A 25,257-nucleotide genomic window follows, 5' to 3' on the forward strand; every position below is an offset into this window, starting at 1 on the left:
TATTGACCGGATCGGTCTCTCCCATTCTTATGTTATCATCTGTGAGATGACGAACCGGAGACGGGGCCGAACGGGCAAAGACCAGCGGTCGATGGCACTTTCAGGGCAGAGGCTCGATCCGGTGACGATGGTAAGGAGTGACGTCATGAGCGAAGGCGAGTTCGACGATGCGCTGACGACTTCCCTGGAGGGGCATTTCCTGATCGCGATGCCCGGCGTCGACGGCGAGCCCTTTGCCCGTACGGTCGTCTATCTCTGTGCCCATTCCCCGAATGGTGCGATGGGCTTTATCATCAATAAAGCCCAGCCGACGAGTTTCGCCGAACTTCTCACGCAGCTCGGCGTGGTATCGAGCGCGAGCGACATTCGGCTTCCCCGGCGGGGGTCCGAGGTCTCGGTCTGCATGGGCGGCCCGGTCGAGCAAGGTCGCGGCTTCGTTCTCCATTCGGCCGATTACGAATCGGAATCGACGGTCATCGTCGACAAGGACATTTCCCTCACGCCCACCACGGATATTCTGCGCGCCCTTTCGCAAGGCATCGGGCCGAAGACCGCCATCATGGCCCTCGGCTATTCCGGCTGGGCGCCAGGCCAGCTTGAGACAGAGATCGCGCAGAATGGCTGGCTGACCTGCAAGGCTGACCTGTCCATCGTTTTCGGAAACGATCTCGACCGCAAATATGATCGCGCTCTGGCCCTGCTCGGCATCCATCCGGCCTTCCTGAATTCCGAAGCCGGCCACGCCTGACCGGCCAGCATCGGTAGGCACTGCTGAAGATATCCGCTCGCCTGATCGCAAGGAGATCGACGGCTTCGGTTCACAACCGAGGCCTTTCTCATGTTCAGGCGCTACGACGCAGCATCGTCTCGCCCTCGACGAGAACCCGCCGGACAGCCTCTCGGGTCATGGGCGGCGAGAACAGGAAGCTCTGGGCATATTCACAGTTCAACTGCCGGAGCTGAACGACATCCGACTCGCTTTCGACGCCTTCTGCCACGACCTTCAATCCCAGATCGTGCGCCATCGTCACGATCGAATGCAGGATGATTGGGCGTTGCGGCTGGGCATTGTGCCTCAGGAAGGACTGATCAATCTTGAGCGTGTCGAAGGGGAATCGCATCAGATAAGCGAGCGAAGAATAGCCCGTTCCGAAATCATCGAGAGACAGGCCGATGCCGCGATCGCGCAGCTTTGTCAGAAGCTGGGCCGAGCGCTCGGGATTATCCATCACCAGCGATTCGGTCAGTTCCAGCTTCAAGGTGTGCGGCGGGATGCGATAGCGCTTCAGCGCGGCTTCGACATCGGCGATGAGGTCCTGGGAGATCAGCTGGCGGCTCGAGACATTGACCGACATGAAGAGCTTGGAATTACCGGTGGCGCGCTGCCAGTCGCTCAAGCGTTTCGTCGCTTCGTCGAGCGCGAACTGCCCCAATTCGACGATGAGGCCGGAGCTTTCGGCGATCGGGACGAATTCGGCTGGCGATATCGCGCCTCTGCGCGGATGCTCCCAACGCATCAAGGCTTCGAAGCCGGCGATCGTCTCGCTTTCCAGATCGACGATCGGCTGGAAGGCGAGCGACAACTCGCTGCGCTCGAAGGCGCGGCGCAAATCCGTCTCCAAGGCGAGGCGGCTGGAGCTGATCGTCTTATAGGCTGGGCGGAAGGGCTCGATGCGATCGCCGCCCATGCGCTTGGCCTGATACATGGCGAGTTCGGCCTCTTTGAGCGCTTCCTGCGGCGATTGTTCGCCCGACCAGCCGGTGAGGCCGATCGATCCCGTCAGCACGATCTCGCGTTCGGCAAAGCTGATCGGCGCGCGGATAGCGTCGCGCAGGCGCTCGGCGAAAGCCGCAACGCCGTCCGGCGTCGATTCGGAAACGAGGATCAGACCGAACTGGTCGCCGGAGAGGCGCGCCAGGGTATCCTGCGGACGCAGAGTGCGGTTCAGTCGCCGTCCAACGGTCAGGAGAAGTGTATCGCCAGTCGCAAGGCCGTAATCGTCATTGACCTGTTTGAAGCGGTCAAGGTCGATGACAAAGACCGTCGGCGAGACGTCGGCCCGGCTTGTGGCAAGGACCGAGATGGCGTCCAGCCGGTCCTTGAAGAGCTCGCGATTGGGCAGGCCGGTCAGCTGGTCGGAGAGCGCGTCCTGTAGAAGCCGCTCCTCGGCTTTCTTCAGCGCCGTCACGTCCTTCAGTGTGCCGACGCAGCGCATCACCTCGCCGTCGCTGCCGAGCATTGGACGGGCACGGAGAGCGAGCCAGTGATAATGGCCGTCGGCGTCGCGGACACGAAAATCCTGGTGGATGCGGCCACGCCGATGCTCAATGATCGTGTCGAGGGTCAGCTTGAACCGATCCCGATCGTCTGGATGCAGGATCGGCAGCCAGTTGCGCGCCGGTCCATTCATCGAATCAACCGGCAGGCTCGACAGAGTGTCGCTTTCGCCATCGGCAAAAATCCGGTCGCGTAGGATATCCCAATCGAAAACCGCATCGCCCGAGCCGGCCAACGCAAGGGACCGCCGCTCCAGGTCGGAGACGAGCCCTTGAGCGAGCGTGCCGCCGGCGAAGCCATGCTGCATGACGGTAAAGCCGATGAGCAGGACGATGAGAACGAGACCACCGCCGAGCGCCGGCTGGATGATGTCGTTGTCGATTCGGCCGGTCACCGTCATCCAACCGGCCCAGAGCCAGGCGATCAAAAGGCACCAGGTGGGCAGAAGCATGATGGCGCGGTCGAAGCGCTGCAGAGCGAGTGTCAGTATCGCGCCAAGACCGAGCAGGGCGGTCGCTGCGAGCGAGACCCTTGCGAGGCCAGAGGCGAGAACCGGGTCGAAGGCGGCCAGGACGCCGAGCCCCGCGATCGCCGAAAGAAGCACCACCGCAAAGACCGACAGAATCCCATGCCATCGGTTCAAATTCAAATAGGCGAAGAGGAAGAGGACCAGGGTGAAGAGAAGCGAGACTTCGATGCCCGCTCGCCAGATTGGCTCCTGGCCGGCCTGGAAGGCGACGAGTTTTTCCCAGAATTGGAAGTCGACGCAGATATAGGCGAGAACTGACCAGGCGAGGGCGGCTGCCGCCGGAAACATCGCCGATCCCTTCACCACGAAAAGAATGGTGAGGAACACGGCAAGAAGACCGGCAATGCCAAGCACGATGCCGCGATAGAGGGTGAAGGCGTTCACTGTGTCGCGATAGGCGTTTGGCTCCCAGATGCGGACGTCGGGCAGGCGCTCGGCCGTCAGTTCGGCGACGAAGGTGACCACCGCGCCCGGGTCCAGCGTGACCAAGAATTCGTCCGCCTCGCTGGAAGGCTGGCGTTCGAGCGCGAAACCCTGGCTCGGCGTGATCGCGGCGATGCGTTGGGAGCCGAGATCGGGTTCGAAGATCCCTGAACCGACAAGCCTGAAATGAGGGGCGACGATCAACCGGTCGATCTGTTCGTCGCTGTCATTGGTCAGCGCGAAGACGGCCCAATTGCCGCTGGCCTGGGGAGAATTCGCCTCGATCTCGATGCGCCGCACGATGCCCTCCGGGCCGGGGACGGCGGAGACCTGAAAGCTGCGGCCCGCATTGCGATAGACTTCCATCGCGGGTCTGAGATCGATCACGGTCTCGTTCGGGCCGACGGGGACGACATCGATTGCATAAGCAGGCGCCGCGCAAACGCCGGCAAGAAGCGTTAGCCAGAAGAGGAGCGTCAGGCGCAAGGCGGAGAAACGCGCGCCAAGGCCGATCAGTCGCGACATGGCATGCCGGACGGAAAGCAGAAGCGCGACAATAGGGGGCGGCACCGACACGGCGTAGTCAAACTCCCAGCTCGTCAATCCGCGCCCGCATCGCGTTGGATCGCGGCCATTCTTCGGCAAGCAGCGCATAGAGGCAATGGTCTTCCCATCGCCCGGCAATCTTAAGATAGCTGCGCAGGCGCCCTTCGCAGGTGAAGCTGCAGCGGGATAGGAGGCCGATCGAACGCTCGTTCTGCGGCAAACAGGCTGCCTCGATGCGATGGAGCCTCTCGCTGAAAAAGGCAAACCGAGCCACTTCCTCGACTGCCTCGCGCATCAGGCCCATACCCGCAAATCGCTCTCCCATCCAGTAGCCCAGCGTGCCGCTTTGCGCGACCCCGCGTCGGATTTGTCCGAGGGTGATTCCCCCGTAAAGGGTCGTCCGGGTCCGATCGAACAGGAAGAAGGTGAATCCCGTCCGATGTCTGGCCTCCGCATAATAGCGATGCAGACGCGCCGCGAAGGCACGCGCGGACAGCTCGTCCGGAGCCCATTCCGGCTCCCAGGGACGCAGGAAATGGGCGCTTTCGCCCCGCAGATCGCGCCATGCCGTGTAGTCGCCGCGCTTCGGCAGCGACAGGCTGACGCGCTCGCCCTTGAGCACCGGCACCTGCGGCCGCAGCAAGGCGTCGACGAGGTTCATCCCCTCGTCGTCAATGACGGGCGCCCGCCGCGATCGCCGTTGGCTTGGCGGACCGGTCCAGCGGTTCCGTCAGCGCCGCGACGCTCGGAAGCTTGTCGACCGGACCGATGGTGGCCATGGTCGCGGGCGAACCTCGGAATGTGCGGTCGGCGAGTTCGATCAAGCGCTTGGCGTCGATTGCCGAGAGGCGGTCGAGCAGTTCCTCGTTCTCGATCGTGCGACCGGCGAACAAGAGCTGCCGTGCCATCTGACCGGCGCGCACGGTCGGGCTTTCCTGGCTCATCAAAAGACTGGAGCGCATCTGCGCGCGGGCGCGTGTCACTTCCGGTTCGGTGATCTCCTCACTCGCCTTCAGAAGCTCTTCGACAATGACGGTTCCCAGTTCGGCAAGTTCATCCTCGCCGGTTGCGGCATGAATGCCGAAAATGCCGGAGTCCGAAAAGCTCCAATGGAACGCATAGATCGCGTAGCACAGGCCGCGACGCTCGCGAATCTCCTGGAAGAGACGCGACGACATGCCGCCGCCGAGGACCATGGAGAGCACCTGCGAGGCGTAGAAGTCGCGCGCATAATAGGGCCGACCTTCGAAGCCGAGAACGAGCTGGGCGTCGGCCAAGTCCCGGGTGCGCCGGAATTCGCCTCCCGTGTAGGAGGCGCCCGCTCGCGGTGTTGCCGCCGGGGTCAGGATGGGGTTCGCCGTCATGCCCTCAAAGATCGCGGAGACCTGCTTAACGATCGCTTCGTGATCGACGGCGCCGGCCGCCGAAACGATCATCTTGTCCGGGCCGTATTGGCGGGCGAGATAGCGTCTGAGATCAGCCGGCGTGAAGCCCTTGACGGTCTCCCGCGTACCCAAGATCGGCCGACCAATGATCTGACCGGTGAAGGCCGTCTCCTGGAAATGGTCGAAGACGATGTCGTCGGGCGTGTCCTCGGCGGCGCCGATCTCCTGCAGGATCACATGCTGCTCGCGTTCCAGCTCCTCCTCGTCGAATTTCGAATTGACGAGAATGTCGGAGAGCAGATCAATGGCGAGCGGGACGTCGTCCTTCAGGACGCGGGCGTAATAGGAAGTGGATTCGACGCTGGTGGCGGCGTTGAGTTCGCCACCGACATTCTCGATCTCCTCGGCGATCTGCCGGGCACTGCGCCGATGGGTTCCCTTGAAGGCCATATGCTCGAGGAGATGGGCGATGCCATGCTCGCCCTGTTCCTCGTCGCGGGCGCCGGTCTTCACCCAAATGCCGAGCGCCGCGCTGGAGAGCTGCGGCATGGAATCGGTGGCGATGGTCAGCCCATTGGAAAGCTTCGTGATTTCAACGCTCATGCGGCCTCCGCGCCGTTCTTGGCCCGGGAACGGCGCCGGACATAGTCCTGCAACTGGCCGAGATCATTGGCGATCCGGTCGAAGCTTTCCGATTTCTGCATCAGATCGGAATGGCTCGGCGGCAACTCCGGCGATTTGCCGCAGGCCTTCTTGACCGAATCTGGGAATTTCGCCGGATGCGCGGTCCCGAGGGTGACCATCGCAGCATCGCCCAGATGGGATTCTGCAACGCGGACGCCCACGGCGGTATGAGGATCGAGAAGATAGGCCTGACCGTCGAGAACCGTGCGGATCGTCTCCGCCGTCTCGTCCTCTCCGGTGCGCCCGGCGTCGAACTCCGCGCGGATCGTCGCCGCGACATCCTCGGGCAGGTTGAATGAGCCCGACTGGGACAATTGCGCCATGAGCCGGCGGACCAAATCGCCATCGCGCCCGGCCGCCTCGAAGATGAGGCGTTCGAAATTGGAGGAGACCTGGATATCCATCGAAGGCGACATGGTCGCTTCGACGCCGGAGGTCTCGTAGCGGCCCGACTTCATCGTCCGGTCGAGAATGTCGTTGGCATTGGTCGCGATGATCAGGCGCTCGATCGGAAGGCCCATCCGCTTGGCAACGAAGCCGGCGAAGATATCGCCGAAATTGCCTGTCGGGACCGTGAAGGAGACCTTGCGATCCGGAGCGCCAAGGCTCGCGGCGGCGGTGAAGTAATAGACGATCTGGGCCATGATCCGGCCCCAATTGATCGAGTTCACGCCGCTGAGTGCAACTTCGTCGCGGAAGCGGCGATCGTTGAACATCGCCTTCACAAGCGCTTGGCAGTCGTCGAACGTCCCGTCGACTGCGACGGCATGGACGTTACCAGCGCCCGATGTGGTCATCTGGCGCTGCTGGACGGGCGAGACGCGGCCATGGGGAAACAGAATGAACAGATCGGCGCGCTCGCTATGGGCAAAGGCCGCGATTGCCGCTCCGCCCGTATCGCCCGAGGTCGCCCCGACGATCGTCGCACGGCGGCCACGCTCGGTGAGCGCGTGATCCATCAGCCGGGCGATGAGTTGCATCGCCACGTCCTTGAAGGCCAAGGTCGGCCCATGGAAGAGTTCGAGCACGAAATGGTTGGCGCCGAGCTGGACGAGCGGGGCAACGGCCGGATGCGGGAACGTCGCATAGGCCTCATCAATCATCCGCTTCAGATCGGCCGCCGGGATGTCATCGCCGACAAAGGGCGCCATGACCTCGAAAGCGACCTCCGAATAGGGCCGACCCGCAAAACCGCGGATCGTCTCTTTAGAAAGCTGGGGCCATTCGCTTGGCACATACAGGCCGCCATCGGCGGCGAGCCCGGTCAGGAGAGTATCGGCGAAACCCAGTCGGGGTGCCTCGCCCCGCGTGCTCACATAATCCACGTCTGCTCCCATGCGCGTTCGACGCACGCCTCACCATCACGCTATTGGAGAAAGGTTGCGCGCATCCTGCGATGTCGTTTTCCGGGCGGCGCCTGAAGCGGGTCGCATCCGGCAAGTCGGGCTGGTATAGACCCTCAAGCCATGCAAAGGGAAGAACGGATTGATGCTGATGGTGAAGCCTTATCGGGCGATGGCGTTCCTCGGACTGGCGGCGATTGTTTCGGCTTGTTCGTCGACGGGGCCGGGCGAGGGCTTGGAGGAGACGGCCGCGAGCGTCGCTCCGGCGCAAAGCGAATGGGCGCCTGGCGGCCTCGAAGCGGCCTATTGCCCGAAGATAACCCTGCGCCAGGGGACGGCGATCCTCGACAAGAAGAATGGCGAGGAGCTCGCCTATAGTGCCAACATCACTGGCACGAACCGCGATTGCCGCATCGTTGATGGCCAGTTGCGGATGAAGATCGCGGTCTTCGGCCGCGTGATGCCCGGTCCGGCCGCGCCCGGCGCCGTGACGCTGCCGATCCGCATTGCGGTTCTGCGCGGCGAAGACGTGATCTATTCCGAGCTCGGCCAACGCCAAGTGAATGCCCAGAGCGGGCAGTCCGCCCAGACCTTCGAATATGTCGACGACCGCATCGCCTTCGCCGAGCCGAAGGAGCGAAACATCATCATTTATACCGGCTTCGACGAAGGCCCGCCGGAATAAGCCCTTTGGCTTTCAGTCGTCTCTTCGTCCGATGCCGATGGACGTTTCACCGGCGTCCGGCGCCGGCGGCTTTCGTCAGCCTTGGGTCTAGTCCTACTGCGTTAGAGGGAAACGGCCGACGATTGGATGAGGCTTCGATACCGGTGGGCATCCTCGGCCCTTTAGCGCCGTGGACCCATGCTTCGAACGCTGCTCACATCCACAGACGGATTGCGGTCTGCTTCATGCAATTCCTCAGCCGGAATGCTTGTCTGATGGTGATAGCATGGGTCCCCGCTCTCTTGTGAGAGTGAGGATGGCGAAGCGTTGGGGGAATCGGTCTCACCGTCGAACTCTACAGACCCGACGGTTATTTACGAACTGACGCAGTCGGACCAAAGGCTCAGAGCGTTGGCTTTGAAACCATGAGGTGGAAGACGACGAGCATGGCGCCGAAGGCTGGCCAGCCGAGCGCGAACCACCAGCGGAACAGGCGGTGATATTCGGCCGGCAGATCCTGCCCCGTCTCGGCCGCGTTCCGGGCCAGATCGCGCAGGCGATATTGGATCCAGACGACCGGCAGCCAGCATGCGCCGGCAAGGCCGTAAAGCAGGATCGATCCGAGGATCCAGTCGTCCCAAAGGCTATAGCCGGCGAGGAGGGCGAGGGCGGTCCCGGTGATTGGCTGCAGAATGACGGCCGGCGTCGTGAAGACCCAGTCGGCGCTGACGACGTTGCGGGCAACGAGCGCGATCCCCGATGGATCGCCGCGGCGGTGGGCGGAAAGCATCTGAAACGCCGTGCCGAGCCCGGTTCCGAAAATGACCGTCGCGCCGAGAATGTGCAGCGTCTTGATCAGGAAATAAGTGTCCATCGAGTTTCGGTGCTCCTATGCGTCGGCTTTGGAGAGATGGGCGAGAAAGAGCGTGAGAAGGACGATCGGTCCGTTCTTCAGAAGCTGGCCGAGCGGATCGGCCCATGCGCCGGGCACCAGGATCGTGGCGATCGCCGTATAGAGCAGGATCGTCGCCGCTTGGAGGAGCAACGCCTTCATCCGCCAGCGGCGCGGGAAGGTCATCAGGCCGAGGGCGACATCGAGCGCACCGCCCGCCAGTATCAACGCGATAGCGACACCGCCTGTGATGCCGGCCGACGCGAGAAGGCTGAGGCCGTTCTCGTGAGCGGCAATCGAAATGACGCCGGTGACGATCCAGAACAGGCCGAGAGCCGGGGCGAGAGCTTCGATCCAAGGCTTTACAATCGCGGCGATGCGATCGGCCTTGGTGGCTGGATGGCGGGCGAGTCCCTTGTCCAGCGACGCGAAGCGTTTTCCAGTCAGCCGACCGAGGGGCGCCGGATCGCCATCGGCGCCGCGCGCCAGCATGGCGGCCGTGTCTGGATTCACGAAGCGCTGGCCGAAGAGACGCCCGAAACGCATCAAGCCGTTGAGAGCAATCGGGCTCTTCCAGCGCTGGCCGACGGCGAGCCACCGGCTGAGACCGTCCACATAGTCGCCGATCGTCATGGCGTTTGGGCCAACAGCTTCCAGGATAGGCGGCAGGGGCTTTTTACTTTCCAAGCAATCGACGATGGACACGGTCAGATCGTCCACTGCAATCGGCCTCACTGGACCGCTTCTGATCGTGAAGCGGACCGGAAGGGCGGCGAGGCTGGCGAGAAACGCCATGCTCTCGCCGCCAGGCCCATAGACGAGCGATGGTCGCATGACGGTCCATCCAGGCCGGCCATGTTCGAGGACTAAGGTCTCGCCAACGGCTTTGGTGCGCAGAAAGGCCGTTGGTGCGTCAGGACTTGCCCCGATCGCCGAGACATGGACGAGGCGCGCGCAGCCATGGTTGGCCGCCGTCTCGCATATCTGCTTCGGTCAATCCTGATGAGCGGCCTGCATGGTATTGGGGTCGAGGGTTCCGAGGGCGATAAGGACGGCGGAGATGCCCTCTAGAGCCTCTTGCCAAGGACCTGCGAGATCAATCGTCTCAACATTTGGTAGGGCGGTGAGGTGTTCGAGCTGTCGGCGGTTGCGGCCGAAAGCGCGAACATGATGGCCCCGGTGGACGAGCTCGAGGACGGCTCGCCCGCCGATGAAGCCCGTGGCTCCGAAGACGGCGACGATCATTGGCCCTTTCCCATGAGCTGGCTTTCGCCATTGGCAAAGCGCATGTGCTCGGCCTCGCGAAGCTCGAAGAGGCGGTTGCTTGAGATCCAAAGCATGAAGCGGAAGACGAGAAGCGCGAGCATCACTCCGGTCCCCGCCCAGAAGACGCATTGTTGCAAAAGGAGAAAGTCGTCGCGAAGAAAGTCCTCGGACAGCGCGGCCCAGCTGATCATGAGGATCGGCGAGAGCACGATCATGATGCCCGAATAGATCGTCCAGAAGCGGTCGCGATTCTCGGTCCCGCAGAGATCGATTACGCTCTTGAGGAGCGGGCGATAGAGAATGGAGAAGATCAGGGCGGCCGCCGTACCCGATACGCCGAGGACGAGAGCGAATGTCAGGGTCATGGGTATACTGATTCTCCTGTTATTTCTGTAAGAAGAGAAATAACGCGACGTGAAGAGGGGGATGAAGCACTGCGGCGTTCGAGTTATTGACGAATGAAGGCCGAGATCCGGCTTCCGAGCTGCACAAGGATCTTCAGTTTCGAGCGTGGCAGACGGTTCATCTCGCCATACCAGGCCGATAGGTCGGAGATGAAGGTTTGCATATCAATCACCCGTTGGCGCACGACCTGATCCTCCGAGCCACCCTTCTGCGCTTCTTCCGCGCATTCATGCAGCATGGTCAGGAGAGGGTCGATCTCCCGGCGTTTCCGCTCGTCCGCAATCCGCAGCATGATTTGCCACGGGTCGGTCTCGGCCGAAAAGTGATCGCGCCGGTCGCCGCGCAGATGGACGGTCTCGATCAGCCGATAGGCCTGCAACTCCTTCAGGCTGTTGGAGACGTTGGAGCGGGCGATGGCCAGGGTCTCCGCGATTTCCTCGGCAGGAAGCGGGCGGTCGGAAAGATAGAGCAAAGCGTGGATCTGGGCGACGGAGCGGTTAACCCCCCAGCGCGATCCCATCTCGCCCCAGTGAAGGATGAATTTTTCCATGACCGGCGTCAGCAGCATCGTTGTATCCCATAATTTCTGTAAAGACAGAAATAGCAGATTGCTGTGCCCGTCAAGAGGCTTTCGAAGGCGTTGCGGGAGGGGGCTGTCTGCCGGAATCGAATAATCCGCCTTCCCAGACCGATCGCCCTATATTGCGAGGCTTCGGCGCAAGGTCGGCTCCCGATCGTCGCGCTCTTTCGTCCTTGAGAAAGGCAGGCGCCACTCGTGAATCTCGAACATCTCCTTTCCGAATACGGGCTCTGGACTGTTTTGATCGGTTCGGGCTTGGAAGGAGAGACCGTGGTCCTGCTCGGCGGTCTGATGGTCCATCGCGGGCTTTTGCCCCTGCTGCCCTGCATCGGCGCTGCCGCGCTCGGTTCCTTCATCGCCGACCAGGCCTTCTTTGGCCTGGGACGCCGCTTTCGCAACCATGATTTTGTAAAGCGAATCCAGGCGCGCGAGGCCTTTGCCAGAGCCCTGGCCGCCTTCGAGAGACGCCCGACGCTTTTCCTTTTCGCGTTCCGCTTTCTCTATGGTTTGCGGACCGTCAGCCCGATCGCCGTCGGCACGACCCGGTTGTCGCTTGTCCGCTTCATGGTGATCAACGCGATTGCAGCCGTGGTCTGGGCGAGCGTCTTCGTGACGCTCGGCATGGTCTTCGGCCATGCGATCGAAGCGGCATTCGGTCGTCTCGGGCAGGTGGAGCATGTGCTCGTGATCGGCATCGCGATCGTTCTTGCAGGCGCGGGCATCGCGTTTCTCGTCCGCAAATGGCTGCGTTCGAGAGCGTGAGAGGCTTTAAAGAAGCGGGCTGACGAGGCGCGCGAGATTCTCCGCGAGCCGGGCGCTTTTGGGTCTCGATCGCCACTCCTGAAGAGTTAGAACATCGCTTGATGCGAGATAGGCCTCGTGGATAGCCGAGAGGCTGCTGCTTGCCTCACCCCCGTAGAAGATCAGGCTGATCTCGGCATTCAGGACAAACGAACGGACATCGGCATTGCTCGATCCGACAATGCCGACCGTCTCGTCGATCAAGACATTCTTCGCATGAAGAAGGCGTTCGCGATATTGGTGCAGCCTCACGCCGGAGGCGAGGAGTTCGTCGTAATAGGAGCGTTGAGCGAGACTGACGAGCCGTTGGTCCACGACACTCGAAATGACGATGTCGACCCGGACACGGCGCGCGACAGCGTTGCCGATCGCCGTCAGAAGCGCCTGATCAGGGATGAGATAGGGCGAGACGATGGTGACGCGCTGCTCGGCCGAATGGACCATTTCGACGAGGAGCCGCTCATATCCCGGCGTGCCGAAATCGGGACCGCTTGGCATGGCCTGCAAGACGCAGGCTTGCTCCGTTGGAACAGGCGGCAATGCGCTGAGCTCCTCACGCGTTTCAAGATACCAGTCGCTGGCAAAGACCGCGTCGAGCGCGGCGATGCAGGGGCCTTCGACGCGGGCGACGAGTTCGTCATTGACGACGCCAGGGCGGAAATCGCGATCGACGATGTTCTGTGAGCCGACAAAGCCGAGGCGTCCGTCGATCAGGCAGAGTTTGCGATGATTGCGCAGATCGCCTCGGGCTCGGCGAAGGGCGGCGAAGCGAAAGGGTAGGACCACTCTCGCTTCGATCCCCGCGAGAGCTAGCATCGCCTTCGTTTTCTCGGCCCACGGCCGCGAGCCGAGGGCGTCGAACAGGACGCGCACTTCGATACCGCGTCGTTTCGCCCGGGAGAGAGCGTCGGTGATGGTCTGGCCGGTCGCATCATCCGCAAAGATGTAAGTGAGGATATGGACGCGCGTCTCGGCGCCGTCGATCGCCTTGACCATTGCCCTGATCGACGTCTCGTAATCGGTCAGAAGCTCGATCCGATGACCGGCCGAGGCCGGGAAGCCGCCCAGCGCTTCGGCCAGGAGCGACAGGCGCGATTGCGGAATATCCGGGTCCCAGAGACGCTGAGCAATCCGCGCGCGCTCAGGCTCCGTCTTGGCGAACCGGTTGCGCCGCCAGGTGGGAAAGCTCGCGCGGCCGATGAGGCGATAGAGAATGAAGGCGGGGATTGGGAGAAAGAGAACCAGCAGGAGCCAGCTGCGCGCAGCTTCCGGCGGCCGTCGCAGGGGGATCACGACGATCATCACCAATCGGATCGCCCATTCGGCAAGCAGATAGAAGAGCGTGAGGTGGGAGGCGTCGAACATCGTCATTCCTCCCAAAAAGATCGGCCTTCCAAAGGGATCGGCGCGCGAGCGCTAGACTTGAGCGCCCGCGCCTTTCGTCAAGCCTCATCCCAATGGGCCAGCGCCTCGATCATTGCGGGAAGGTCCTTGAAGCGGCTAATCACGGTGGTTGCGCCAGCTTCGGTCAAGGCGTCGGCATGGCCCGGATAGCTATGGCTCGCTCCCGTGAAGCCGATGACCCGGCACCCAGCGGCCACGGCTCCGCTGACACCATGGACCGAATCCTCGATGACGAAGGCGCGGGACGGCTCGACGCCGAATTCCTTGCAGGCATGGAGGAAGACGTCGGGAGCCGGCTTGCCCTTGCCACTCGCCACTTCCCGTGCCGGGAAGACGAAGGGCGTGAAATAATCCCACAGCCCAACGTGATCGAGCTCCAGCTCCAGCCGCTTCATCGAGGAGTTGGAGCAGATGCAGCGATGCAGTCCGGCCGTGGCCGTCGCCTCGATCGCCTCGCGCGCACCGGCGATCTCCTCCACCTCTTCGGCCAGGCGTCGATCAATCTCGGCCTCGGCCTTTTCCGTCAGATCGTCGGGAAAGCGGATACCGCTTTCTTCTGACAGGCGCGAAAGGATGGTGGGCCAGGTTAGACCGGCGAAGCGGATGGCGAAGTCCTCCGCGCTCATCTCCAGCCCATAGTCCTTCAGCATTTTCGCTTCGACATCCGCGGCGATGATTTCGGAATCGACCAGGACCCCGTCGCAATCGAAAATGATCAGAAGGGGCGTTGCCATGCGTCTCGTCTCCAGGCTGTTTCGGGCGGGGGCCCCAAAGGGGCATCGCCGCGTGGGCCGGTAGCATGCCCGCACCGCCGTGACAAAGTGCGGGGCAGGGCAGAGGACAAAATCGACCCTCCATTCGATCCGCCGCACCGCATCTTCATCGCTTGTTTACCCTGTTCGGTAACCTTGTTGGCAGAAGTTTTTCGAAGCGTCGCGCAATCGGTGATGAGTATGAAGCGTATCCGACCCGTCCTCGTTCACACCCAGGAAGCCCCCCATTCGGGCTGGAAAGACAAGATCCTTCAGGGCCATTGCGTGTCCGAACTCGCCAAGCTGCCGCCGGCCTCGGTCGACGTCATCTTCGCCGATCCGCCCTATAATCTTCAGCTTGGCGGCGATCTTCTGCGCCCGGATCACTCGCGTGTCGATGCGGTCGACGATGCCTGGGACCAGTTCGAGAGCTTCGAGGCCTATGACGCCTTCACGAAGGCCTGGCTTTTGGCGGCACGCCGCGTCCTGAAGCCCAACGGCACGCTCTGGGTCATCGGCTCCTATCACAACATCTTCAGGGTCGGAGCGAGCCTCCAGGATCTCGGCTATTGGATCCTCAACGACGTCGTCTGGCGCAAGTCGAACCCGATGCCGAATTTCCGCGGCCGGCGCTTTCAGAACGCCCATGAAACGCTGATCTGGGCTTCGCGCGACAAGGACGCCAAGAGCTACACCTTCAATTACGAAGCGATGAAGGCGGCCAATGACGACGTGCAGATGCGCTCCGACTGGCTGTTCCCCATCTGCTCGGGTTCCGAACGCCTGAAGGACGAGGATGGCTGCAAGGCTCATCCGACCCAGAAGCCAGAAGCGCTGCTGGCGCGCATCATTCTGTCCTCCTCGAAGCCGGGCGATGTGATCCTCGATCCTTTCTTCGGCACCGGCACGACCGGCGCAGTCGCCAAGCGACTCGGTCGTCATTTCGTCGGGATCGAGCGCGAAGACGAATATGTGCGGATCGCGAAGGAACGGATCGATGCGGTCGAGCCGTTGACGGACGAGGTCCTGCGTATCGCCGCCGGTAAGCGCGCCGAGCCGCGCGTTCCCTTTGCCAGCCTCGTCGAGTCAGGCCTCGTCGCGCCGGGGACGGAACTCACAGATGCCAAACGCCGCTACCGCGCCTATGTGCGGGCCGACGGCACGATCGCCGTCGGGGACGATGCCGCCTCGATCCATCGCATCGGGGCGCGGGTTCAGGGGCTCGATGCTTGCAATGGTTGGACCTTCTGGCACGTCAAGCGTGGCAAGGACTTGATGCCGATCGACGAGCTCCGCCGCACCGCGCGCGAGCGCATGCAGGTTGCGGCGCCTGCCTGAGCGCTCAAAGCCTATATTGGCTTTCTTGAAAGGCGATGGCGAGATCTATCGCCTTTCGCATGAGGGTCGGCAGGCCTTCGGCGCCAAGCCTTTCGAGCTTCGCCCACCACCCGTCGCTCTCGGGCGTCTCGTCAATGACGGCTGCAAAAACCTCGAGCGTCAGATCGAAATGGGTGAACCCATGCTCGACTTCGCCGATCTTTCGCCAATTGGCGGCAAAGGGCGCCCCGTTCGGACCTGTCGCGCCATCGCTGCGCGAGGACCATTGGGAGGACGGCACCTCGACCATCCCTCCGAGCATGCCCTTCGAGACCCGGCGCCGCAGCCAGATATGCTGACCGCTCCTGTCGAAGGCGGCATAGGCGGCGCCTCGGCGTTTCGGCTTGGCCTTCTTGGCCGCTTTGACGGGGTAGGCCGTCTGGTCGCCGGCCGTCTCCGCCTCGCAGTCGGGGCGCAAGGGACATAGGAGACAGGCCGGCCGGCGCGGCACGCAGATCGTCGCGCCGATATCCATCATCGCCTGGGCAAAATCGCCGGGCCGTTCGCCCGGCATCATCTCGGCGACCTTGGCGCGGACGATCGGCTTTGCGCCGGGCAACGGCTCGCCGATCCGAAAGAGCCGCGTGACGACCCGCTCGATATTGCCGTCGACGACCGGCGCTGGCTCGCCGAAGGCGATCGCCGCGATGGCCGCGGATGTGTAGTCGCCGATCCCCGGCAGGCGTTTCAGCTCCGCCGCGCTCTCGGGAAACCGCCCGCCATAGTCGTTCGCGACCATGCGCGCGCATGCATGGAGATTGCGGGCTCGGCTGTAATAGCCAAGCCCGGCCCAAGCGGCGGTCACTTCGGTCTCGTCGGCTGCAGCGAGCGCCTCGACAGTCGGCCAGCGTTCGGTGAATGCCTTGAAATAGGCCGCCACGGCAGCGACCGTCGTCTGCTGTAGCATGATCTCCGACAGCCAGATCCTGTAGGGATCGGGCAGGGGCGCCTGGCCAGTCGGGTCCGGCGGGCGCCGCCATGGCAGGTCCCGGGCATGGGTGTCGTACCAGGCAAGCACGGCTGCGGCGGCTCCGCTTCGCCCTTGCGCACCGGCCGTGTCTCGCACGCGTCGCCTCATGGCCGGAGCCTGTGCCTTATGGCGTCCGGCGCAACCCCATGATCGGCCTGCCAGCGCACAAAACGGCAGTAAAAGGCGAAGGCGCCGGCGATCAGCATGAAGGATTCGCCAAGCGCAAGACGGTTGTTGGAATTGGTCAGAAGGGTCAGGCTGAAATAGACCGTGGACGCCGTGAAGAGAACGTGGGCAGCCGGCGCGATAAGCCGGCGTCTGGCGCAGAGGTGGGATTGGTAGAGGCCCCATAGAAGGAGGAGCGCATAGAAGGCGAGGCCCACCAACCCATAACGGACCGCGATCTCCAGATAGCCGTTATGCATCAGCCGATAGCCCACATCGGCATAGCTCGTGCCGTCCCAAAGCTGGTCCCAGGAAAGCCCGGTGCCGAGAAGAAGATCGGTCTGCCAGATCTCCCAGGCATTGACCCAGATCTTTAGGCGCTCCTCGAAGCTCAAGGGAACACTGCCCGAGGCAATGGCGGCTCGAAAGGCATCGGCCGGATCGCCGCTTTCACCGATCGATGCAGCGAGGCCGGTCGCGCTCGTCACGCTCGGTCCGATGATTTGAACGATCTCCTGGCGCGAGAGGATGGCGAACAGGGTGAGCGCCAGGAGCGTTGCACCGACGAGCAGTCCGGCCCCCCGGCCGTTACGCCCGGCGATGACCATGATTCCCATGATCGGAAGCGCCAAGGCGAGGGCGATCCAGACGCCCTTCGATTGGGCCCCCAAAATGCCGATGATGGTCAGGGAGACGAGAGTGCCTGCCAAGGCCAGGCCGAGGATCGTTTTGTGCAAACGCCAGCATCGGCGCCACTGTCTCAGGCAATCAAGGGCGAACCCGATGGCTGCAAGGACGATGAAGCCGCCGGCGACGGCCGAATGAATCGGGTTGTGATGGATCAGGAAGGGCGCCCGCAGACCCGACATTGCTATAAGGGGATGAAGTGTCGCCACGACCATCACGAGGCTTATGAGGATGAAGGCGAGCGAGATCACTCGCAAATGTCGCCGATGCAAGAGAAGCGCGTAGCCGAGCGTCGGATAGATCAGCGGAAACAGATAGATCCCTTCCGACGAGCCAGTCGTCGCCAAAGGGTGGATCAGATAGCCATCGGCCAGGCGATAAGCGACGAAGGCGCCCCAGGCCGCGCAAAGCCATCCCATAGGCCCGATCGGCGGACGTTTCGGATCGACGAAATAATAGATCAGAATTGCTTCGAGGAGGAGGAAGGGCGCCGTGTAGCGATAGAAGTCGCTCTCGACCCAGACCGCCGAGACGAGGCCGAACAGGCATAGCAGGTTGAGAAGCGAGAGACCACGCAAACCGCGGGCGGCGAGACCCCTCATCGCAGCGCGTACCTCGCCCGGGCCAGATAGTCCATGCCGCGAAAGACAGCCGTCGGCGCCCGTTTCAGCCAGAAGAGCTTCGTCGTGCGATAATTGATCTTCGGGCCCGAAGAGATCGTCGAGCGATAGCGCTTCTTCACGATGTCGACGGCGTCATTCTTCAGCGTATAGACCCGCGTATTCATCGCCCAGCCGCGTTCGAAAGCGACGTCATAGGGCAACCACATGGTCGCCAGGGCCGCTCGAAGCTTCTTTGCGCCCTCCTTGGTCACCACATAGGCAGCGGCCGAGCCTTGGGGCCCGTGGACGCATCGGCCGAACGTCGCCGCTTCGCTTGCCCCGCCGTGGCGGATGAAGCCCTGAATCCGGTGGTTGGCGAGCTTGAGAAGGTGGAGATCGGGCTTCTCGGTCAACACTGTCCGCACGATGTCGATCATGTCACGATGGGGCGCGATATCATCCTCGCAGATGATCGCATGGCGATCGTCTGATGCTATGATCGCGTCGAGCGCTTTCAGATGGGAGCGGTAGCAGCCATATTCGCCCGGCAGGATCGTGCGGCCATGGCATCGGACGAAGCGCTTGTGATCGACATCGATCCAATCGTCGCGATCGACGGTCCGCCCATCGACGGCGGACAGGCGCGTGATGACAGCGTCCATCCCCTCGGCGGCTTCCTGAAAGCCGTCCCATCGATCCGTCGATCCATCGAGATTGATGACATAGAGCCGCAATGCGCGATGGTCCCTGCTCTGGACGATGGCCGATCCGCGAAGGGCGCGGAGCGGCGATGGTTGAGAGCGCCTGCGCTCATGGTCTATGTCTTCGCCTAGACCATGAGGCGGCCTCTGTGAAGCGCGAGAACGCTGCCTTCGGCGGCTTCTTCGGCGTCGGACACGCCGATAATTAAAGGACGATGCGTTATGGCCAGTGATCGGCGCTTCGGTGCACGGCCTTTGGCGGACATTGCCTCCAAGGTCATGGATCCGGTCTTGCGCCGAAAGGCCGGAATGACGGCCGATCTTCTGGCGGCCTGGCCGGTAATCGCCGGCCTTCGACTGGGCGACGCGTCTCGCCCAATCAAGCTCGCCTGGCCGCCGGCGCGCGGTAATCCCGGCGAGGAGAACGCCTTCGAGCCGGCCACGCTCATCGTCGCCTGCGAGGGCCCAGCGGCGCTTCGCCTCCAGCAACAAGCCGGCGAACTGGTCTCGCGCGTCAACCGCTTCTACGGATATGCGGCAGTGGCCCGTCTAAAAATCGTCCAGGGCACGGTTCGGGAGGCCCCGATTAATCGACGCGTCTCGATCCGACCTTTGAGTGCCGCAGACCGCGAGAGTATCGAGGCGATGACCGGCCATATCGAGGACGAGGGCCTGCGCGAGACGCTGAAGGCCTTTGCCGAAGCCACGCTTTCGCGCAAACGCCGCGATGGGGACTGAACGCAGATCGCGAAAGCGCGCTGCCCTCGCCATGACGCATTCGTGACGCTTGCTCGTCGCCCAGGTGCCGAATAGCGCGGTTGGAAAATGGCGATCCGCCCTGTACATCCGAGCCAAAGACCATTCCTGACGCGACGACGGAGAATTCCGGTGACGAACGCTTCCTCCAGATCCACCTCGACCCTCGCCAAGCGGGCCGCGCTTTTGATGACGGGCGCCGGTTTGCTGGCGATGACGGCCTGCAGCGACGAGAAGACCTCGGCCAACGCGCTTGTGCAGCCCGACTCAGTGCTCATCGCCCAGGCCGATACGGGCAATGCAGCACCGGCGAGCGACGGCGCAGCGGATGCGTCGAAGTCGGAGACCACGATCACGCCGGCCTCCGAAGTGCCTGAAGCCGATGGTTCGGTCGACGTGAAAGACCTGATGGCCGAAGAGGCGCTGCCGGACGTCGTGATCGGCGATCCGAATGCGCCGGTGACGATCGTCGAATATGCCTCGATGACCTGCAGCCATTGCGCAAACTTCCACGAGACGACCTATCCTGCGATCAAGAAGGCCTATCTCGACACGGGCAAGGCCAAGCTGATCATCCGCGAATTCCCCTTTGATCCGCGTGCATTGGCTGCCTTCATGCTGGCGCGTTGCGCCGGGGACGACGCTAAGCGGACCGCCATGGTCGACGTATTGTTCGATCAGCAGCGCGCCTGGGCCGGTGCCGAGAATGCCTCCGAGGCTCTCTTGAAGATCTGGCGCATGGCGGGACTGAGCCAGGACGAATTCGTCGCCTGCCTCAACAATCGCGAACTTCAAGAGAAGATCGTTGCCGTCCAGCAGCGCGCTCAGAACACGTTCGGTGTCAGTGCGACGCCGACATTCTTCGTCAATGGCAAGAAATATTCAGGCGAGATGAGCGCGCCTCAGATGGCGGCGGTGATTGAGGCCGCGACGCCCTCGAACTGATGCAGAGGAGCCGGGGCCCTCGTTTAGGAATGGGGCTCGGTCTCAGACGAAGACATCACCGCCTCTCTGACGTCGTGGATGACCGAGATGCGGTGATTGGCCTTTCGTCTGATTTCTTTTAGGGAAGAGCCTGCGGCGTTAGGGTTTCGCCGCCATTGAGAGGTCATTCCCGGCGGTCCGCATGCCCAAACGCATTTTCACATTTCGCAAAGGCGAGGCCGAAAGGCCGGCGGACGCCATCGAATCCCTGGGGTTGAAGGGCGCCAATCTGGCGCTTTTGGCCTCCCTCGATCTGCCGGTTCCGCCCGGCTTCACGATCTCGACCGCCGCCTGGCGCGAAGCTAAGGCAAGCGGCGAATCGATGCCGATCGCGCTGCGTTCGGACCTCAACGCCATGGTCGAATGGCTGGAGCGCGTGACGGACCGGCGTTTCGACGGGGATCGGCGGCCCCTGCTCCTGGCCGTGCGCACAAGCGGACCAACGGCGATGCCGGGGCTGGCCGACAGCGTGCTCGATATCGGCCTCAACGACCGGACGGTGGAGATTCTCGCCCGGGAACTGAGTGATACGGATTTCGCCTTTCGCAATTATCGCCGTTTGGTCGAAAGCTACGCCCAGATCGTTCATGACGCCGATCCGACCGAGTTCGAAGAGCTTTCCGATGCCGAGGCGGCCGAGCGCGGCTGGAGCGGTGAGCCTTCGACGATCGAGGATTGGCGAGCCCTAATGGCACGCTATCACGCCTTTCTCGACAGCGAGCTCGGCGTCGTCATGCCTCAGACGCCCTTCGAGCAGCTGGTCGAGGTCGTCTCGGCGAGCTTCGCCAGTTGGCGCAGCCCGGCGGCGGCAGCGCACCGGATTTTGCATGGGATCCCCGAAAATGCGGGTCTTGCGGTTACGGTCCATGCGATGATCTTCAACGAGCGCAACCGGCATTCGGGTCGGGGGCGTGCGTTATCCCGTGATCTCGCGACGGGGCGCTCACGACTGACCGGCGAATTCTTGCTCGGCTCGCGCGATCTCCTGGAGAAGATCGAGCGCGCGGCCCCCATCGACCTCGGCGAGCTGGGCGGCAAGACGTCAGAGCGCTTTCCGGGCGAGGTCGGCGAGCTCACGCGATGCGTGAAGGTTCTGGAGGCCCATCTCGGCGATGTCGTCGAAGTCGACTTCATGGTCGGCGACGGCGAACTGTTTCTCCTCCAGTCCCGGATCGCGCGCCGCTCGGTCGCCGAAGGCGTTCGCCTTGCCGTCGAATTCGTCCGCGAAGGCCTGATCGAGGAGGAGGAGGCGCTTCTGCGCATCGATGCCGCCTCGCTCGACCAGCTTCTTCATCCTACGATCCAGCGCCCCGCCGATTACCGCGTCCTTGCCCGCGGCATGCCGGCCTCGCCGGGCGCGGCGACGGGGGTGATCGTCTTTTCGTCCGATGCCGCGCAACGGCTCGCGTCGGATGGGCGAGGTGTCATTCTGGTGCGTCACGAGACCCATCCCGAGGATATCCACGGCATGCACGTGTCCGAGGGCGTCCTGACCATTCGCGGCGGCACGACGAGCCACGCGGCGGTCGTTGCCCGGGGCATAGGCAAGCCCTGCGTCACCGGTGCCGGTACCCTGCGTATCCTCTCCGATGCGCGTGAACTCCACGCGGCCGGCACGATCCTGAAGGAAGGCGCCGAGATCACCATTGACGGAACCTCCGGCGAGGTCATCGAAGGCGCCGTGCCGCTGGTTCGCCCTTCGCTCGATGGCGATTTTGCGACTTTGATGGAGATGGCCGATAGGGCTCGGCGCATGGGCGTGCGCACCAATGCCGAAACGCCGGCGGAGGCGCGGGCCGCGCGCGGCTTCGGCGCGGAGGGTATCGGCCTGTCGCGGACCGAGCACATGTTCTTCGAGGGCGACCGAATCCGCGCCATGCGCGAAATGATTCTCGCACCGGACGAAAAGGGTCGCCGGGCCGCCTTGAACGGTCTTCTGCCGATCCAACGCGCCGATTTCATCGAGCTCTTCGAGATCATGGCGGGCCTTCCGGTAATGATCCGGCTCCTCGATCCGCCTTTGCACGAATTTTTGCCGCAAGGGGAAAGCGATATCCTCGAAACGGCCGAGATGCTCGGCATCGACGAAGCTAGCGTGCGCCAGCGGATCGCCGCTCTCCAAGAGTTCAATCCGATGCTCGGCCATCGGGGATGTCGCTTGGCGATCTCCCACCCCGAGATCGTCGAAATGCAGAGCCGTGCGATCTTCGAGGCGGCGATAGCGGCGGGAGAGAAGACCGGCAGCGCGGTTGTGCCGGAAATCATGGTGCCGCTGGTGAGCCTCAGGCGCGAACTCGACTTCGTGAAGGAGCGGATCGACCGGGTGGCCGCGGAAGTGACGGCCGAAAGCGGCAGCCGCTTTACCTATACGGTCGGGACGATGATCGAGCTGCCGCGCGCCGTCGTGCGGGCCGATACGATCGCCGAGGTCGCCGACTTCTTCTCTTTCGGCACCAACGATCTGACCCAGACCGTCTACGGGATCTCCCGCGACGATGCCGCCAATTTCCTGTCCACCTATGTGCGCGAAGGGATCATCGAGCGCGATCCGTTCCAAACGGTGGATGTGGAAGGCGTCGGCGAACTGATCGCGATGGCGGTTCAGAAGGCCCGGCGCACCAAGCCGGACATCTCTCTCGGCGTCTGCGGCGAGCAGGGGGGCGATCCCGCCTCGATCGCGTTCTTTGAACAGGCCGGGCTGGACTATGTGTCGTGCTCGCCCTTCCGCGTTCCGATCGCGCGTCTTGCCGCCGCCCAATCGACGATCCGCGAGGCGCGCGCTTCGCGCGGACGGTCGTGGCGCTGAGGCTCAGGGCCTTAGCGCACCGTGCGATAAAGTGGATACCGTTTTTCGACAGCCCTGCGGATTATCAAAGATTTAGAGGGCACCGGGCGAGTCTGATTTATCGCCTGGCGCTCTAGGTGCCGTAATAGAACGAAATGGCGATGCAGCTCGCAATGCCGACGATGATGTTCATCGGCGCTCCGATCCGCACGAAGTCCATGAAACGGTAGTTGCCGGACGCATAGACGAGCGTATTCGTCTGATAGCCGATCGGGGTCGCAAAGGAGGCCGAGGCACCAAACATGACCGCGACAACCAGCGCGCGTGGCTCGATCCCAACTGAGTTGCCGAGGCTTATCGCCACGGGCGTTATAATAACGGCGACCGCATTGTTGGTGACGATCTCCGTCAGGAGCGATGCGAGGGCATAGATCAGAAGTAGGACGACGAAGGGCGGAGCGTTCGCGATCGCTGGTTCGACGATGGACACGATGAGGTCGACCGTGCCTGTCCTCGCAAGACCCTCGCCAATGGCGAGCATGGCAAAGATGAGGATGAGGAGATCGGCCCGGATCGAACGCCAGGCTTCGTCCGAATCGAGGACACGCAAGAGGAGAAGGCCGGCAATGGCCACAAAGGCGAGACCCTGGATGCTCGCCACATTGAAGGCGGCAAGGGCCACGACGGCGACGAGTGCTCCGATTGCCAGCGGTGCCTTATGGCGGCGAAAGGGCCGGGCCCTGGCAATATCGACGCCGATCAGATCATTGGCCTCGGCAACTTGGGCGATGGCATCGGCCGGACCTTCTAAAAGCAGCCTGTCGGCCGGGCGAAGGCGGGTTTCCTGCAGCGACGGGCCGGGGCTGTGGCGATGGCGCTGGACCCCAAGAACCGCGACGCCGGAGCCGGAAATTCCGATCAGTTCGGCAATCTTGCGGCCGATCCCTCGCCGATGGGGCGCGACGGTCGCTTCGACCACGACCCGGTCTTCGCTCTCGTTCTGGCGCGAAACGCGGGCGACCCGATAATTCTCGCTGTTATTGAGGGTCAACAACTCTTCCGCCGTGGCGAACAGCACGATGCGATCGGCTTTTTCCACGACGATATCGGCGATCTCGCGTCTGAAGGTGGCGTTGCCGCGCTTGACGGCCACCACCTTGATGCCCCGGGCGGCCAGACTGCCGATATCCTTGACCGCTCGGCCGATGGCGTTGGACTTGTCCCGCACGACGATCTCGGTGAGGAACTTGTCCTCGCCGGTTTCGTCGAGGGTCTGATCGGGGCTCGTGCGGTCCGGGAGAAGAAGCGGGCCGGCGATCGTTAGATAAACGAGGCCAACGGCGGCGGAGAAAAGGCCGATCGGCGTGATCTCGAAGATCGAAAAAGCTTCGAGGCCCTGTTGCCGTGCCACACCATCGACGAGGAGGTTTGTCGAGGTGCCGATGAGGGTGCAGGTCCCGCCGAGAATGGTGACGAAGGACAAAGGCATCAAAAGCCGGGATGAACCCATGTTCAGCTTCCGCGCGATCTCGACCATGATCGGGATCATGACGATGACGACCGGCGTGTTGTTCATGAAGGCCGAGGCGATCATGACGCCGATCGTCAGGATGATCAGCGTCCCGGCCGGACGTTCGTCGACGCGCGATACGAGCCAACTGGCCGCCGCTTCGAGGGTTCCCGTGCGCAAGAGAGCGCCGGACAGCACGAACATGGCGGCGATGGTAATCGGCGCCGGGTTGGCGAAGACCGTCGAGATCTCGGCACTGTTCATATAGCCGAGCACCATGAAGGAGACGGCGCCCGCCAAAGCGATCACTTCCGGCGGGAAGCGCTCCAAAGCAAAGCCGACGAAGACGGCGACGATGATCGCAAGTCCCACATAGGCCGAATAGTCGGTCAGAAAGTCAGCCATCAATTGCCCGAAAAGCGAAGCAGGAGGTGAGATCAGGCTCGAAAGCGGTGCGATGCGAAGCGTTCGGCCGGCATCGGCACGCCATGACCTGCGTGACGGGTCAAACCTCGCGCGATCTCGCCAGCCGGCAAGGGGCCGAGCCGCCGCAAATCTTCGGCATCGCTACCCATATCTTCGGGTTTTGATCGATCGAGCGATCGTTTGGGATTGGAAGCGGCGTCTGAGCCGCTTTCCCTCATGCGGGCAAGACGCTGACCACCATTCGTCCGCACTTCGAGACGCAACGAAAAGGGGCCACGAACGCGTCGGTTCGCAGCCCCCTATGCTGAATGGTTCAGACCGCTGAGGATTTTCCGGTCTCGG

The 25,257-nt window shown here is 62.8% G+C and carries 22 protein-coding genes; 7 read left to right on the plus strand and 15 right to left on the minus strand.

All coding sequences use genetic code 11. The annotated features are described in order from the left end of the window. Nucleotides 1–145 precede the first annotated feature (145 nt). The gene (locus B9A15_RS05660; RefSeq protein ID WP_139798219.1) at nt 146–748 is read left to right on the plus strand and encodes a YqgE/AlgH family protein; all 603 of its coding nucleotides are present in this window, start codon (nt 146–148) and stop codon (nt 746–748) included. 94 nt (nt 749–842) lie between these two features. Here the strand turns inward: B9A15_RS05660 and B9A15_RS05665 are convergent, their stop codons facing one another. From B9A15_RS05665 to thrC, 4 genes are read right to left on the minus strand one after another with little or no spacing between them, the layout of a single operon-like run. Then, entirely contained in the window at nt 843–3,755 is a 2,913-nt protein-coding gene (locus B9A15_RS05665) for a putative bifunctional diguanylate cyclase/phosphodiesterase (RefSeq protein WP_084409143.1), read from the minus strand. A gap of 58 nt (nt 3,756–3,813) precedes the next feature. Next, nucleotides 3,814–4,437: a GNAT family N-acetyltransferase gene (locus B9A15_RS05670; RefSeq protein WP_084409058.1), complete on the minus strand. Its 624-nt coding sequence runs from the start codon at nt 4,435–4,437 to the stop codon at nt 3,814–3,816. Nucleotides 4,438–4,447: 10 nt separating this feature from the next. Next, a complete protein-coding gene (locus B9A15_RS05675; protein ID WP_084409059.1) occupies nt 4,448–5,764 on the minus strand; it encodes a M16 family metallopeptidase in 1,317 nt (438 codons plus the stop codon). Beyond that, entirely contained in the window at nt 5,761–7,170 is a 1,410-nt protein-coding gene (gene thrC, locus B9A15_RS05680; RefSeq protein ID WP_084409144.1) for a threonine synthase, read from the minus strand. Before thrC ends, B9A15_RS05675 begins: the two co-directional genes overlap by 4 nt. A gap of 169 nt (nt 7,171–7,339) precedes the next feature. Here thrC and B9A15_RS05685 point away from each other — a divergent pair, with 169 nt between their 5' ends. After that, entirely contained in the window at nt 7,340–7,873 is a 534-nt protein-coding gene (locus B9A15_RS05685; protein ID WP_139798220.1) for a hypothetical protein, read from the plus strand. A gap of 382 nt (nt 7,874–8,255) precedes the next feature. On the opposite strand, the gene B9A15_RS05690 is transcribed toward B9A15_RS05685, so the two are convergent. The 5 genes from B9A15_RS05690 to B9A15_RS05705 form a co-directional block, all read right to left on the minus strand. Next, nucleotides 8,256–8,726 carry a DUF2269 family protein gene (locus tag B9A15_RS05690; protein ID WP_084409061.1) on the minus strand — a complete coding sequence of 157 codons (471 nt, stop codon included), beginning with the start codon at nt 8,724–8,726 and terminating at the stop codon, nt 8,256–8,258. A gap of 15 nt (nt 8,727–8,741) precedes the next feature. After that, a complete protein-coding gene (locus tag B9A15_RS05695) occupies nt 8,742–9,578 on the minus strand; it encodes an SDR family oxidoreductase (protein ID WP_084409062.1) in 837 nt (278 codons plus the stop codon). A gap of 159 nt (nt 9,579–9,737) precedes the next feature. Then, nucleotides 9,738–9,989, minus strand: coding sequence for an NAD(P)H-binding protein (locus tag B9A15_RS22865; protein ID WP_170923179.1), 252 nt, complete (start codon nt 9,987–9,989; stop codon nt 9,738–9,740). Then, complete coding sequence (locus tag B9A15_RS22870) at nt 9,986–10,375, minus strand: hypothetical protein (RefSeq protein ID WP_170923180.1); 390 nt, start codon at nt 10,373–10,375, stop codon at nt 9,986–9,988. Before B9A15_RS22870 ends, B9A15_RS22865 begins: the two co-directional genes overlap by 4 nt. Before the next feature lie 83 nt (nt 10,376–10,458). Beyond that, a complete protein-coding gene (locus B9A15_RS05705; RefSeq protein WP_084409064.1) occupies nt 10,459–10,983 on the minus strand; it encodes a GbsR/MarR family transcriptional regulator in 525 nt (174 codons plus the stop codon). Between the two features lie 207 nt (nt 10,984–11,190). Between B9A15_RS05705 and B9A15_RS05710 the strand changes: the two genes are divergently transcribed. After that, the gene (locus B9A15_RS05710) at nt 11,191–11,757 is read left to right on the plus strand and encodes a DedA family protein (RefSeq protein ID WP_084409065.1); all 567 of its coding nucleotides are present in this window, start codon (nt 11,191–11,193) and stop codon (nt 11,755–11,757) included. A 6-nt stretch (nt 11,758–11,763) separates the two neighbouring features. On the opposite strand, the gene cls is transcribed toward B9A15_RS05710, so the two are convergent. Then, entirely contained in the window at nt 11,764–13,161 is a 1,398-nt protein-coding gene (cls, locus tag B9A15_RS05715; RefSeq protein ID WP_084409145.1) for a cardiolipin synthase, read from the minus strand. Between the two features lie 77 nt (nt 13,162–13,238). After that, nucleotides 13,239–13,934, minus strand: coding sequence for an HAD family hydrolase (locus B9A15_RS05720; RefSeq protein WP_084409066.1), 696 nt, complete (start codon nt 13,932–13,934; stop codon nt 13,239–13,241). A 219-nt stretch (nt 13,935–14,153) separates the two neighbouring features. On the opposite strand from B9A15_RS05720, the gene B9A15_RS05725 reads away from it, so the two are divergent. Then, nucleotides 14,154–15,290 carry a site-specific DNA-methyltransferase gene (locus B9A15_RS05725; RefSeq protein ID WP_139798222.1) on the plus strand — a complete coding sequence of 379 codons (1,137 nt, stop codon included), beginning with the start codon at nt 14,154–14,156 and terminating at the stop codon, nt 15,288–15,290. Between the two features lie 4 nt (nt 15,291–15,294). Here the strand turns inward: B9A15_RS05725 and mutY are convergent, their stop codons facing one another. Genes mutY through B9A15_RS22875 form a run of 3 tightly spaced genes read right to left on the minus strand, consistent with a single transcriptional unit; the run spans nt 15,295 to nt 18,487 of the window. Continuing rightward, on the minus strand, nt 15,295–16,407 hold the full coding sequence (gene mutY / locus B9A15_RS05730; protein WP_084409068.1) for an A/G-specific adenine glycosylase: 1,113 nt from the start codon (nt 16,405–16,407) through the stop codon (nt 15,295–15,297). Next, nucleotides 16,404–17,753, minus strand: coding sequence for an O-antigen ligase family protein (locus B9A15_RS05735; RefSeq protein WP_084409069.1), 1,350 nt, complete (start codon nt 17,751–17,753; stop codon nt 16,404–16,406). The genes mutY and B9A15_RS05735 overlap by 4 nt, the downstream gene beginning before the upstream one ends. Beyond that, nucleotides 17,750–18,487: a glycosyltransferase family 25 protein gene (locus B9A15_RS22875; RefSeq protein ID WP_170923181.1), complete on the minus strand. Its 738-nt coding sequence runs from the start codon at nt 18,485–18,487 to the stop codon at nt 17,750–17,752. Before B9A15_RS22875 ends, B9A15_RS05735 begins: the two co-directional genes overlap by 4 nt. A 189-nt stretch (nt 18,488–18,676) precedes the next feature. On the opposite strand from B9A15_RS22875, the gene B9A15_RS05745 reads away from it, so the two are divergent. From B9A15_RS05745 to ppdK, 3 genes are all read left to right on the plus strand, one after another. Beyond that, the gene (locus B9A15_RS05745; RefSeq protein ID WP_084409146.1) at nt 18,677–19,192 is read left to right on the plus strand and encodes a DUF721 domain-containing protein; all 516 of its coding nucleotides are present in this window, start codon (nt 18,677–18,679) and stop codon (nt 19,190–19,192) included. A 150-nt stretch (nt 19,193–19,342) separates the two neighbouring features. Continuing rightward, nucleotides 19,343–20,155 carry a DsbA family protein gene (locus B9A15_RS05750; protein WP_244556807.1) on the plus strand — a complete coding sequence of 271 codons (813 nt, stop codon included), beginning with the start codon at nt 19,343–19,345 and terminating at the stop codon, nt 20,153–20,155. A 181-nt stretch (nt 20,156–20,336) separates the two neighbouring features. Next, the gene (gene ppdK, locus B9A15_RS05755) at nt 20,337–23,000 is read left to right on the plus strand and encodes a pyruvate, phosphate dikinase (protein WP_084409071.1); all 2,664 of its coding nucleotides are present in this window, start codon (nt 20,337–20,339) and stop codon (nt 22,998–23,000) included. A 112-nt stretch (nt 23,001–23,112) separates the two neighbouring features. Here ppdK and B9A15_RS05760 read toward each other — a convergent pair whose 3' ends face one another. Further along, nucleotides 23,113–24,894: an SLC13 family permease gene (locus B9A15_RS05760; RefSeq protein ID WP_084409072.1), complete on the minus strand. Its 1,782-nt coding sequence runs from the start codon at nt 24,892–24,894 to the stop codon at nt 23,113–23,115. Nucleotides 24,895–25,257: the final 363 nt, after the last annotated feature.

Origin of the sequence: Fulvimarina manganoxydans (assembly GCF_900176465.1) — a bacterium.
In the GTDB taxonomy this organism is placed as follows: Bacteria; Pseudomonadota; Alphaproteobacteria; order Rhizobiales; family Rhizobiaceae; genus Fulvimarina; species Fulvimarina manganoxydans.